Below are 12843 nucleotides of genomic sequence, written 5' to 3' on the forward strand. Positions count from 1 at the left end.
AAAACTTATTTGGCGCCTGAAAGTTACGACAATCCTGTATGTTCTCGGAAAGTATATTACAATTTTTAAATGTAATGATGTACATACACAATAAAATTATTTGAATATTAGTTGTAAAATATATTGAAAAAAACCGCAACTTTACAGCACGCTGCCTAGGCTAACAGGTATTTTATACTTGGTCTCCTTTGCTCCCGTACCGAACTCCATCTAAATGAAAACAAAATGCTGTACAAACTGACCCTGAAAAACTGTGAAAAAACAGTAGTTGTAGACGACACCACCTACGATTACATCCAAAACAACGCTTACCTGCAACAGATTGAATTCCTGAAGCACTTGCGCATTCACTCCAACGGTTATGCCTTCTTCCAGAAAAACTGGCCCCTCAAGAATGGCAAATACCGCAACGAGACCATTTACCTGCACAAGATGATAGGTGAGCAACTAGTAGAGAAACAGGAAAGTGACCTGAAGCTTTATGTGCACTTCAAAAATGGCAATAAGCTTGATTGCCGTCGTGAAAACCTGGAGTGGGCACCTCTATGCAAGATTGTCCGCAACACATCTAAAACCGAAAACAAACTCGGTGTACGTGGTGTGCACAAGGAGGCACAGAAATACCGCGCTATTATCCATTACAACAAGCAACGCATAAACCTCGGCACCTTCGAAACATTGCAGGAAGCTGCACATGCCTACAATAAAAAGTCTGAAGAGCTGTTTGGCAAAACAAAAAGCCTGAAGACCTTTTCAAAGCCTATAGAGGAAGAGGTTACAGTACCTGTAAACTAAATTCTGCTTATACTTGCACATCAGGTGCACCAATTCGCGCCTAATGTAAGCTTATGAAGAACTCTCAAGACCTTAGTGCGATCTTAGGCAGGCATAGCCATGTCTTTTCTCCTGTAATTGATGCTGACCTGAACTCAGACCAAGTATGTGTACTTGATTTTTCAGGAAACAATGAACTGCTCCAAAACACAGATCTGCGAGATACAGCTACCTTTAACAAAGCTGTGCAGCAGTTATTACAGCAGCAAAACGCTACAATTGGAGTAGGAGGCTATTTTGAGGACCGCTCCATTTACCGTCGAAGCACCCATTTTGAGGGAGAAGCCGAGAGCCGCAACCTGCATCTGGGAGTAGATGTATGGTTGGACGATGGAGTTGCCGTATTCACTCCTATCGATGCTATCGTGCATAGTTTTCAGGATAACAATAACTTTGGCGATTACGGCCCCACTATTATCCTGCAACACGAACTAGAAGGCATAACCTTTTATACATTGTACGGCCACTTGAGTCGCACTTCGTTGGAAGGTTTAACGGTAGGCAAGCACTTTAGCAAAGGCCAAAAGATTGCAGAAGTAGGGCCATACCCTGAAAACGGAGACTGGCCACCACACCTTCACTTCCAGGTAATGAGTAGTATGGGTGATAAGAAGGGAGATTTTCCTGGTGTGGCTGCACAGAGCGACCGCAGCAAGTATGCTTCACTATGCCCTAACCCAAACCTAATCCTGCAAAGTCGCCACCTTTCATTTTAGTTTTAAAAAGGCTAGATTTGTTATAAATGTATATTAAGGCGCTGCTCCAGTAGGCAGCGCCTTAACTTTTTAACATTATACTAACCCACAAAAATGACGCTGGACATTGACAACTACCGCGAAATGGTAGTAAACTTTACTGTGCTCTACGGTATGCGCCTCATCGTAGCACTTGTTATCTTAATCGTAGGAGCTTGGGTAATAAAGCGGCTAAACAAGGTCATCAGCAACCTGATGCTTCGGAAAGCTGTTGACGAATCGTTGCGCCCGTTCCTAAACAGCATCTTTAATGTAATGCTCTGGGTACTCCTGCTTGTCATGGTTGTTTCTCAGCTAGGAGTCGAGATGACCTCGTTCATTGCCGTGATAGGATCGGCAGGCCTTGCCATAGGCCTCGCTTTACAAGGTAGCCTTTCTAACTTTGCTGGTGGCGTACTTATACTTACCATCAAGCCTTTCAGAGTTGGGGATTATATCGAAGCACAAGGACAGGGTGGCACAGTGCATATCATCAATATTTTTAACACTGTTCTTAAAACAGCAGACAATAAAACTATCTACCTGCCAAACGGGCCTTTAGCCTCAACAGTAGTGGTGAATTACTCTGTAGAGCCTACCCGTCGTGTCGAGCTGCTTTTTAATGTATCTGTCCATAATGATATTGGTAAAGTACGCCAGTTAATTCAGGAGCTGATACAGCAGGATGAACGTGTGCTACAGGAGCCTGCTCCTGCCATTGTAGTTACCAACTTTGCCGAGCATACCATTACCATCAGTACCCGCATCTGGTGCAACAGAGCAGATTACTGGGGTTTGTTCTGGGACATGAATGAACGTGCAAAAGATACCTTTGAGCAACATAACATTGCCCTACCTGTACCGAAGCGCGAAGTGCAATCTAACGTTGGGGGTGCTAAATCTACTGCCATGCCTGTATAAATTTCAACTATCATCTAAAGCAAAAGGGCTCCAGATTAAATGGAGCCCTTTTGCTTTAATGTATAAGTGCCGGCAATTAATTAGTCGAACTTAATAGCTTTTACGGGTTTTATACGGGCAATCATGGCAGCCGGCACAAGTATAGCCAACATGGTTAAAACAATAGTAAGTACATTAAGCAGCAGGATAACACCTACATTCCAACTGATAGGCACCCGATCCATATAATAGTTTTCGGGGTCCAGTGGTATCAACTCAAAATAATATTGCAGCGCACAAAAGCCTAAGCCTATAATATTTCCCCAGACCATCCCTTTGATCGTCAACTGAAGTCCTCTAAAATAAAAAACCTTCCGGATCTGAGCATCAGTGGCTCCTACGGCCTTCAAAACACCAATCATGTTTATCCGCTCAATGATCATGATAAATACTGTGGAAACCATATTAAATGTCGCCACAAAAATTATAAGCACTAAAAATATGATGACGTTCTTGCGCAACAGCTTTAACCAGTCGAATAACTGCGCGTGCCGATCTGTAATTTTCTCCAGTTGCAAGTCGTAGTGCATTTGCTCAAAAACCTGGTCAGCGGCCTGGTCAATCTTGTCGAAATCATTTAAAACGATCTCTACACCGCCAACTAAGGAGTCAGGCCAGTTATTCAGCTCCCGGATCAGTTGCAAGTCTCCGATAACGAATACCTCATCAAACTCCTCCAGACCTGTATTGTAAATACCCTTAACCTTTAGCTTCCGGGCACGAGGCGGGTTTTGAATAAAGTAAAAAATGGCTTCGTCGCCTACATTCAGCTTTAACTTTGTAGCAATTTTCTGGCTTAACAGCACATCCTTAGAAGAAACAGAATCAGCATAAGAAATCAACTCCCCCTCTACCAGGTTCTGCTGCATGGCACTCATATCATAGTCCTGCTCAACCCCTTTCAGAACCACCCCCAGCACTTCGTCTTCGGTTTTAATGATAGCAGTTTTACGGGCAAAAGCCTGTATCTTTTTAATACTCTGCACCGAATCCGTAATACCAATGTTACGGCTGATCGGAGAGCCTTCGTATGAGTTGTTTGTGTCATACTTGCTTACCTGCAGGTGCGCTCCAAAACTGAAAATCTTCTCGCGGATCTCGTTTCGGAAGCCTTCCAGAATGGCAAAAGACACAATCATGATAGCAATGCCAGTGGCTATACTTATTATTGCTATTTTTGTAACAGACTGGGTGAAGGAGCCAGACTGTACTTCTGATATTTTATCAGATATGTATTTGGAGATGTTCACTCGATCTAATTCTTTATCAGCTTTAAAGATAGGTATGAATTTTGACTTCTACCTTACAAAAACTATGATGCAGCCTTTCTCACTCCTAATTACATCTTTACTGCTATCTTTTAGCAGTTGCCAGACACAAGCTGTGTCCACTACGGCACCTACACAAGTTCAGGTTGCAGAACCTGTTCCCGAGCCTGCGGAAAAGCCTTTGGTATTAGGTGCTGCACGCATGGATTTATACTTGCCATCTTTACAAGGAAAACGAGTTGGGCTCGTGGTTAACCAGACTTCTACTATTGGCAATGCGCATCTGGTAGATACGCTTATTAGCCGCGGCGTTAAAGTTGGGGCTATTTTCGCACCAGAGCATGGCTTCCGGGGCGAAGCAGATGCAGGAGCACATGTTAAAGACGCCAAAGATATCAAAACGGGTTTACCTATCATTTCTTTGTATGGTAACAATAAAAAGCCACTTCCGGAGCAAGTAAAAGACCTTGATGTACTTGTATTTGATATTCAGGATGTAGGCACCCGCTTTTATACCTATATCAGCACCATGCATTATGTAATGGAGGCCGCCGCAGAAAACGGCAAAGAGGTGCTTATACTTGACAGACCAAACCCAAATGGGCATTATGTAGCCGGCCCAGTACTGGAAATGGATCAACAATCTTTCGTTGGCATGCACCCCATCCCCATTGTGCATGGCCTTACAGTAGGCGAACTGGCCAACATGATCAATGGTGAAAGGTGGTTAAAGGGCAAGGTACAAGCAAAGCTGAAGGTGATTCAGATGACTGGCTATACCCACAACACCGCTTATGATTTACCTATCAAGCCTTCTCCAAACCTGCCAAATGCCCAGGCAATTGCCCTTTATCCATCACTATGTCTGTTTGAAGGAACCAATGTAAGTGTAGGCCGTGGCACAGATGCTCCTTTTCAGGTTATTGGTAGCCCATACTATACTTCAAAAGATTTCTCTTTTACTCCGCAAAGTACGCCTGGAGCCACAAGCCCGCCTTATAAAGGCCAAAAATGCTATGGCTTAGACTTACGTGCACCTTCAGATGCGCAGCCTTTTACTCTTGTTTATTTACTCGAGATGTATAAAAACTCAACGCAGAAAGAGAAGTTTTTTAACAGCTTTTTTGAGCGTTTAGCAGGCACTTCTAAGCTGCGTGATCAAATTAAAGCCGGTAAAACCGAAGCTGAGATAACAGCCAGTTGGGAGCCTGAGCTGTCTATATATAAAGAAAAACGTAAGCAGTACCTGCTTTACCCTGATTATAATTAACTATGACTCAAGAATTGCGCATTGTGTTTATGGGTACACCAGACTTTGCGGTGCCTACCCTGCAAACACTCGTGGAACACCAGTATAATGTAGTAGCTGTGATCACGGCACCTGATAAACCTGCGGGCCGTGGACAGAAGATACATCAGTCTCCGGTTAAGGAATATGCCGTGTCTCAAAATATACCAATACTACAGCCTACAAACCTGAAGTCTGAGGTTTTTCTGGAAGAATTACACAGCTACCAAGCTAACCTGCAAATTATTGTAGCTTTCCGTATGCTGCCAGAGGTAGTATGGGCTATGCCGGCCTTAGGCTCTTTCAACATACATGGATCGCTGCTGCCACAGTACCGCGGGGCTGCTCCTATCAACTGGGCCATCATCAACGGCGAAAAAGAAACCGGGGTAACTTCCTTTTTTTTGAAACACGAAATCGATACCGGGGATATGATATTTCAGGAGCGTTTACCTATACTGGAGGAAGACGATTTTGGCAGCGTGTATGAGAAGCTGAAGTATAAAGGTGCTGAACTAGCTTTGCGAACTGTACAGGCTATAGAGCAAGGGCAGGTGCAAACGCAGCCACAAGAGGTAACCGCCGAAACCAAGCATGCCCCTAAAATTTTCAAAGAAACCTGTGAGATCAACTGGAACCAGCCAGCGAAACAGGTGCGCGACTTTATCCGTGGGTTGAGTCCTTATCCAGCAGCCTGGGCTCATCTTAACGGCAAGAATTTTAAGATTTTCAAAGTAGAAGCCTTAGATAATACAGTTTATACTTCTGAGCCTGGTCGTATTCATTCAGACAATAAGACCTTCCTACATGTCCAAACCTCTTCTGGTGCCATTGCTATACTTGATTTACAGATGGAAGGCAAAAAAAGGATGCCTATACAAGACCTGCTACGCGGGTACAACTTTAACCTATAGCCACTTATGATATCTATAGTAGTAGCTGCTGCAGAAAATAACGTTATAGGGAAGGATAACGACCTGATCTGGTATCTGCCAGCCGACCTGAAACATTTCAAAAAGCTCACCATGGGCCACCCGATGGTGATGGGACGCAAGACGTTTGAATCTATAGGCAAACCTTTACCAGGGCGTACATCTATCATCATTACTTCGCAAGAAAACTTTACTGCCGAAGGATGCTTAGTGGCACACTCACTGGAAGAGGCTCTTGAAAAAGGAAAAGCGTTAAACACTGAAGTATGCGTAATAGGAGGAGCTACGATCTACAAACAAGCTTTGCCTCTTACAGACAAAGTATACCTGACACGCGTGCACCAAAGTTTTGAAGGTGATGTATACTTTCCTGATTTACTAAGGAATGAATGGCAGATAGAGGCCGAAGAACACCATGAGCCTGACGATAAAAACAAGTATAGCTATACTTTTCAAACGCTCACCAGAAAATAACCAGGTATAAAAGAAAAAAGGCCACTCAGGAGCGGCCTTTTTTCTTTTATACTTGCTGAGACTCTTTAGCGTAGAATATACAGCTTACCATACCCGTTTTTGAAGGCTTTATCTCCAAAAGTGTTTCGGTGTTTCATTTCCTCTTCACCTTTGCTCATGATTACCCTGTACAGGTAAACGCCATTGGCTAATTTATCTCCATACATGTCAGTACCATCCCAAGCGTATTCTGTTTTGTTATTTCCGATACGCAGTGGGCCAAGCTCCTCTTTCATTATCTCCTTTATCACTTTGCCGGTCACTGTCAATATCTGGATTTTCATGTGCTCCGGAATAGTGCTGCCTGTAAGTGTAAAGATGAAATTAGTTTTTGAAGAAAACGGATTTGGAAACGGATAGAAGTTAGTAACACTTGCCTCTCCAATTACTTCAAAACCTATTCTATAAGGTGATACGCCAGAGTCTTTACCGACAGCATCTTTAGCTCTTACTTCCATCTTATACTTGCCATCGAGCAATCTTGTCGGCTTGTACTCCAGTTTAAAATCGCTTTTTTCAGTAGCAGGAATAAAAGAAATTTCCTGTGGGTTGCTCATCAGATCTATCTCCTTCGGAACACCAACTGGGTCAATCAGCACAAGGGACATCTGCGAAGGATCTTTCAAAAACACATAGTCATTCTCATCCTTCACTACCACACTAATCAGCGGACTTGGTGAAACAATGTCTCCATCCATTATCTGTATACCATCAAAAGCTACATTCATAATCGGGTGTAGTTTCGACTTCACATTAAACTCTACCTCATAAAAGTTATTGGTATAGTCCTGCTCAGGTAGAATTCTAGGATTTACATCTATTTCCACCTTGTAAGTACCTTCAAATTGCTTTGTACTGAAGGTATAATCAAACTTGACAATCTCATTAGCTCCTACAGGCTTAATTTTAAAACTTGAAGTAGATGCTTGTATTCCATCTCCTGAAAGAGTTACTTCTACTGTAAGCGAGTCAGAAAAAGCAGTTGAAGTTATATTCTGGAAAGCCATCGGAACCGTGAGGCTGCCGCTACCGGCCAGAGGAGTTAAATCGTCTGTGCTAGCTTTTACTAAGTCTGGACGTACCATACCTTCTGGCGCACCATTATAAGTTACATACCATTCTTTTAATTGAGGAGCAGTACGCAACGAATCATCAGAAAGAAAGGCAGATAGCTTTAGGTTTGGATAAAGAGCTGCATCAATATCTGAAATATCCTTGCTGCCTTCCTTTACATCTTCTACTAGAACCACTTCAGTTCCTGTTGAATCTACACCTATTACACTTAACTTATAATTGTCATTACCTTTTATCTCACCCTTACTTTCCTGATAGTTTACGATGTTGTGATGAAGCGTTCCCCACTCAAGCACAGGGCCAATAAGAGAGGAGGTAATTGTTCCAGAAGTTTTAGGAGTTTGTAATGTAACCGATAAACCTATACTCTGCGAGGCAGCCGGCGTACTATCTTCTTTATCGTATGTTTTTTCCTGTGCCGTACCGGGTGCAGCACCTTTTATACCTACAATTGCAAACGGATCGCCTGTTTTCAGATCATCAATTAAAACAGATCCTATACTTCTAAAAGCTGCTTTCGCTTCTTCAGGCAGGTTATCGAATGGTATGTTGTTGATACCAATGGCAGCCACATATTGGCCCTCAGGTATATCATCAATAAATGCCTTTATTTTAGCTACATTTTCAGACTTTGATAAATCATCAGAGTTGAACAGAAAATTTTCTCCTTCGTAACCACATACTGTCTGCCCTTTTTTGTTCTTTATGGGTTCAAGTGTTTTGCTGTCATATGCAAACATGTAAAACATGGGTTTTGTAACCTTAATGTATTCTGAGTTACCACCACAGTAGTGCCCAATTACGTGCTCCCCATCCACAAGAAACCCGTAAGGAGGATCGGTCCAACGTATTGCTCCACCAGCGGTACGCAATTCAAGAGGCTTGCTTATAGGGCTAAACTGCCATACACCATCCTGCTGGCTTAGAGGTTCAATATTATTTGTTAATGCCTCTGTAAACTGTCCTTTATGACTTTGAGACCAACCTGAATTGACATTAGGTAAGTGCCTGAAGGAGCTTTTTACCCAAAGCGTATCTTCTCCAGGCTCGTATGTACTGAAACGTGCACGCCAATAATATACTTTATTTTTGTTTTGGGAATTGTCGGGTAAGGTTACTTCCCATGCAGCATAATAAGGATTAGAAACCACCTTTGATTTTACCCATGCACTCTTAAATGTGCTGGTTGTATCCATTTCAAAATAGATTCCCTGATGATTCTCTTTTTCTGCTGTTGCCTGCACTATAAGCTTTACCTGCTGTGTGCCTACAATATCGTACTTCTGAGGATTAACTGCTACAAGGCCACTTGCTGAAAGAAATTTACGGTAGATAGCTGAATTATTATTTACATTGATTTCATCGAATGCACCAGGGCTATCCAGTTTAACTTCAAGAATATTCATTCCTAAAGCCGCCATACCTTTATTAGGTATCTTTACATTAACCCTTCTTTTAGAAAAAATTGGATCTATTTTTATAGAATCCAACACTTGAGTGGTATTGTCCGGTAATCTTCGGCTAATAGATATATAAATAGATTTCTCAATAGCTTTACCTAAGTTCCCAACTTCAAATGTTAGTAACAAAGTATCTGCTATAGCAGATGCACGTTCTCCATTCATATTGGTGATACTCAAAGAATTTTCAACTATAAAGTAATCTGGTTTTTCAGGGTTGTAGATTCGCAAAGCTGGATCACCTTGTAATACCATCTCCAGCATCATTGCAATCATAATTTCATTATTTGCAAGTGCTGATTTCGATAACCTTGTGATAGTTTCTTTCTGCACTTCCCCTAGTGATTTACCATAAAAAGAAGGATCTTTAAATGCAACGTTGTAGAATATGGAAGTATAATTATTCAGGTACTGGATATAGCCTCCATCGACGTGCGCAATTAAAGCAACGGCTCCTTTATCTGGTGTTTTTAACCAGTCTTCCCCAAAAGAGTCATTATCAGAAACAAAGGCATTCCCTGCGTTACATCCATTCATGAACATGATAGGGTATTTACCTTTGTTTTTATAGTTACTAAAAGGGCTTGAGGCATAGCCAATATCAAGATCTGTAGTACCTGTGGAGCTGTGTCCAAAGAAAGTTAGCAGAGATACACCAGCGTTAACTTCTTTCGATACATCAATCACTTCAACCACTTCGCTAAGGTTGTGTCGTGTTTTTTGAATAACGTTAGCGCCTAGGAATGGTCCTTCAGCAGTCTTCTTATAGTTGCTTAGGTGGTTGGCTATCTGGTTTATTTCACTTGATGTATTACCACCTCCTAAATGTAGTATATTCTTTCGCCATGGTTCTCCTACCTTGGCTTGCTCGTACTCTTTAACCTTATTTAAATAAGCCATTACTTCTTCTGCAGAAACAACAGATAGTCTGCCTGTAGGAAACATAGGCACATAATTACTATCTTTAAACCTCGTGGAAAAGAGTAGATCTGAAGCAGGGTGTGTACCTAAACCTGTTGGCACCAAGTCTTTTGCACGAGAAGCAGCATTTTTATAACTGAGCATTCTCACTTCATAGGCTTTGCCCATATAAAGAACAAATTTTCCTCGATCTGAAGTTGCTAAATAACTTGAGAACCTTTTGAGAGCATTTGCAGAAAACTCACCATAATGAAACATGTTCACTAGGTCATCCACAAATACAACTAAAGTGTTGTAACCACCGCCGGCAGCAGAACCTCTATAGGCGGCATATTCCATTGGGGCTGGGCTTTGGCTGTCTCCAACCTTCTTCATCAACTTCTTGTTTGTTACAATTATGTAGTTGTAATCAGCAGGTACAATATTTTGAAACTTTATTATTTCAGTTTTACCAACTGGTGCCAACGCTTGATCTGTTCTGGCAAGTAAATATTTCTGTGAAACAGGGCCAGCTTGTAAAGCAAAACCTTTCCTGCTAGAGCCACTTAGTACAACTCCCTGGGTACGCACTACATTACCTAAATCAGTTACATTATAAGCAACTACAGCAGCAGGCGCACCAGTGTATTCAAAATATTGTATGGCAGCACGTAGCGAGTCTGTATAAAGAAATGCAGATATGCCAGAGAAAATGTTCTTTTGAGGGAAAGTTAGCCGTGCATAGGCTAAGCTTACTCTGCCGATTAGTCCATCTATTTCTTTCGGTATTAGGTGAACTGTAAGTGTGCTTTTGCTTGTATTAATATCAGGGAATGTAATTTCCTCTCTACCTTTAACAAAATCAAAGGATCCAAACTTATGATTATTGATTGTCCTGATTGCATTACCATTGACAAGATTGATATCAACATTGTGGTGGTGTTCATTAGGCCCAACAGCGGCATATTCAAGTACAGGAGCAGGTCCAGACATTTCTATATTTGATACACTTGGTATTGCAAAAACAAGCTTAGTAATAGTATTTGATTCTGAAGAAAAATATCCCTCACCTCTATCCATCCATGGCATTCTATTTACACCATATGGTTGTCCAAGGTATAAGGTACCAACCTGCAGGTTCATGGCCTTCTGCAAATGATAAGGCTCAGGAGTGCGCCCATCAACGGCAGGATTCAATTCCCGCATGCGCTTATTGCCGCCAGCAGGATTAAGAGTTAGAAAATAAGCAGCAGTATCAGTATACATACTGTGGAGCTGATGCACTTGGTGCAAAGGGTTTTTAAATAACTCCTGATCTAATACACCATTATTCTTTTCGCCATAAAATTCTAAAAAGTCCTGTGCGTCCAGGCTTCCGTCAGCTTCACCGGCTACATAGATGGCTACCTCTTTACCTCTTCTGAACAATTGGAGGTGCTGTGGATTTTCATTTTCCAGGCCGAGGTTCTTCAGGTAAGTATAGTCTAGCTTATACAAGCCATCTGCTGTCACCTTTAACTTAAAATAGGTTTTGGAGTAGTCTATCCACTCGTTGCCATACACTTCCTGCGCCTGCACAGTACCTACTCCTAAGCCAGAAACGAAGAGAAGAAGTGTGAATAAAAATCGATTCATATTTTATACTTTATTCTTTGCTGTATTTATAGAACAGAAACCCTTAATCGAAGGCATAGCCTAGCGACACGATGACAGAGGAGGTATTAGAGCCCCCAACGGCATTACTTTCGCTGTTGCTTATGCGAGACATAGCCAGGTCCAGACTTAGGCCATTTGTTTTCACACCAACCCCAAAGTTAGGCTGCATACGTTTTGTGTTACCGCCATCAAAATTCTTCGTTTCCTGATAATTGTTTAAACCTCCTCGGATAAATACAGCATTGGCATATGCGAGCTCCAATCCTACATGAGGATCAACTGATACTACATCAGATTTTACAAGCACATTTCGTTTGCCATCAAAAGTAAAGTCAACGTCTGTAGCAATAAGAGCGGAAATACGATCTGTGAAATTGAAAGACTTGCCTACTCCAAGCACCAGCCTGGGTAAGGTAAGCTCAGCCGTATTTTTTGGCAGGTCATTTCCTGTTTGGGCGTAGGCCTCTTCCAACTCTTCCACATTATGTGTCCAGGCGGTAAAAGTAGTGGTGATGTCTTTTGCCATCACTCCAAATTGCCAGGAGCCTCGTTGCAGCTGCGCTCCCGCATCAATTCCAAACCCATAGGCATCGGCAAAATCACCTACGTTGCGATATATTATCTTAGCGCTAACACCAAGTTGTAAGCCTTCAATAAGGTTGCTGCGGCGTGCATACGAGATAAGCATCGCATAATCCGCTACTGAGAAGAACCTTATACTATCATACTGCGTGTACCCATACTCGTTGTACAAGCGGCGGGTATCTGCAATATCATCAACCCCTACCCTTATAAGCGATACAGCAAGTGCACTGCTTGAATCAATGGGCATAGCAAAACTACCAAAGTCATTTTTAGCAATACCTGCAAAAAGCTCTGAGTGCATCAGGCTGATGTTATACTTATGTTGCAGGCGCAGCAAACCAGCAGGGTTCCAATAACCAGCTGTTGCGTCATTGGCCAACGCCGACTGCACATTACCCATTCCCAGGGCACGACCTCCTACCCCGATGTTCAGGAACTCATTGCTGTACTTAGGAGTGGATACCTGCCCCGCAGCTCCAGACCATGTAATCAGAAAAAGCAGGGCCAAGATACTGCGCAGGGTAAAATTGTCCATTTTAGACAGTAAATATATTCTCATAAAAAATTTAATTGCACTTCTCGCAAAGCTTCAGCCACTGGGCTCTACAGCTTTATTTGCCCCTAAACACACCAGAAGCA

General features: G+C 42.2%; 9 protein-coding genes. 6 read left to right on the plus strand and 3 right to left on the minus strand.

Features of this window, described 5'->3' with window-relative positions:
* Window positions 1-225: 225 nt before the first annotated feature.
* The 3 genes from ACFQ2O_RS14930 (at window position 226) to ACFQ2O_RS14940 (ending at window position 2489) form a co-directional block, all read left to right on the plus strand.
* A complete protein-coding gene (locus tag ACFQ2O_RS14930) occupies window positions 226-795 on the plus strand; it encodes an HNH endonuclease (RefSeq protein ID WP_377529180.1) in 570 nt (189 codons plus the stop codon).
* Between the two features lie 53 nt (window positions 796-848).
* A complete protein-coding gene (locus tag ACFQ2O_RS14935) occupies window positions 849-1550 on the plus strand; it encodes a peptidoglycan DD-metalloendopeptidase family protein (protein WP_377529182.1) in 702 nt (233 codons plus the stop codon).
* 93 nt (window positions 1551-1643) lie between these two features.
* Window positions 1644-2489, plus strand: a complete 846-nt coding sequence (locus tag ACFQ2O_RS14940) for a mechanosensitive ion channel family protein (RefSeq protein ID WP_377529184.1) — start codon at window positions 1644-1646, stop codon at window positions 2487-2489.
* A gap of 80 nt (window positions 2490-2569) precedes the next feature.
* On the opposite strand, the gene ACFQ2O_RS14945 is transcribed toward ACFQ2O_RS14940, so the two are convergent.
* A complete protein-coding gene (locus ACFQ2O_RS14945; protein WP_377529186.1) occupies window positions 2570-3778 on the minus strand; it encodes an ABC transporter permease in 1209 nt (402 codons plus the stop codon).
* A 64-nt stretch (window positions 3779-3842) separates the two neighbouring features.
* Between ACFQ2O_RS14945 and ACFQ2O_RS14950 the strand changes: the two genes are divergently transcribed.
* The 3 genes from ACFQ2O_RS14950 to ACFQ2O_RS14960 are packed head-to-tail and all read left to right on the plus strand — an operon-like array spanning window position 3843 to window position 6490.
* On the plus strand, window positions 3843-5066 hold the full coding sequence (locus ACFQ2O_RS14950) for an exo-beta-N-acetylmuramidase NamZ family protein (RefSeq protein WP_377529189.1): 1224 nt from the start codon (window positions 3843-3845) through the stop codon (window positions 5064-5066).
* 2 nt (window positions 5067-5068) lie between these two features.
* Window positions 5069-5998 carry a methionyl-tRNA formyltransferase gene (gene fmt, locus ACFQ2O_RS14955; RefSeq protein WP_377529192.1) on the plus strand — a complete coding sequence of 310 codons (930 nt, stop codon included), beginning with the start codon at window positions 5069-5071 and terminating at the stop codon, window positions 5996-5998.
* Window positions 5999-6004: 6 nt separating this feature from the next.
* Window positions 6005-6490, plus strand: coding sequence for a dihydrofolate reductase (locus tag ACFQ2O_RS14960; protein WP_377529195.1), 486 nt, complete (start codon window positions 6005-6007; stop codon window positions 6488-6490).
* 65 nt (window positions 6491-6555) lie between these two features.
* Here the strand turns inward: ACFQ2O_RS14960 and porU2 are convergent, their stop codons facing one another.
* Together porU2 and ACFQ2O_RS14970 are read right to left on the minus strand one after the other, a co-directional pair.
* The gene (gene porU2, locus ACFQ2O_RS14965) at window positions 6556-11598 is read right to left on the minus strand and encodes a putative type IX secretion system sortase PorU2 (protein WP_377529199.1); all 5043 of its coding nucleotides are present in this window, start codon (window positions 11596-11598) and stop codon (window positions 6556-6558) included.
* Window positions 11599-11641: 43 nt separating this feature from the next.
* The gene (locus tag ACFQ2O_RS14970; RefSeq protein ID WP_377529201.1) at window positions 11642-12763 is read right to left on the minus strand and encodes a putative type IX sorting system protein PorV2; all 1122 of its coding nucleotides are present in this window, start codon (window positions 12761-12763) and stop codon (window positions 11642-11644) included.
* Window positions 12764-12843 lie beyond the last annotated feature (80 nt).

The organism is Pontibacter rugosus (assembly GCF_042678745.1).
Lineage (GTDB): Bacteria > Bacteroidota > Bacteroidia > Cytophagales > Hymenobacteraceae > Pontibacter > Pontibacter rugosus.

Excerpts from the sequence above, each read along its gene's own strand:
- ACFQ2O_RS14960 (WP_377529195.1), top strand. The coding sequence starts at position 6,005 with ATGATATCTATAGTAGTAGCTGCTGCAGAAAATAACGTTATAGGGAAG.
- porU2 (WP_377529199.1), bottom strand. The coding sequence starts at position 11,598 with ATGAATCGATTTTTATTCACACTTCTTCTCTTCGTTTCTGGCTTAGGA.
- ACFQ2O_RS14940 (WP_377529184.1), top strand. The coding sequence starts at position 1,644 with ATGACGCTGGACATTGACAACTACCGCGAAATGGTAGTAAACTTTACT.
- ACFQ2O_RS14930 (WP_377529180.1), top strand. The coding sequence starts at position 226 with ATGCTGTACAAACTGACCCTGAAAAACTGTGAAAAAACAGTAGTTGTA.
- ACFQ2O_RS14950 (WP_377529189.1), top strand. The coding sequence starts at position 3,843 with ATGATGCAGCCTTTCTCACTCCTAATTACATCTTTACTGCTATCTTTT.
- fmt (WP_377529192.1), top strand. The coding sequence starts at position 5,069 with ATGACTCAAGAATTGCGCATTGTGTTTATGGGTACACCAGACTTTGCG.
- ACFQ2O_RS14970 (WP_377529201.1), bottom strand. The coding sequence starts at position 12,763 with ATGAGAATATATTTACTGTCTAAAATGGACAATTTTACCCTGCGCAGT.
- ACFQ2O_RS14935 (WP_377529182.1), top strand. The coding sequence starts at position 849 with ATGAAGAACTCTCAAGACCTTAGTGCGATCTTAGGCAGGCATAGCCAT.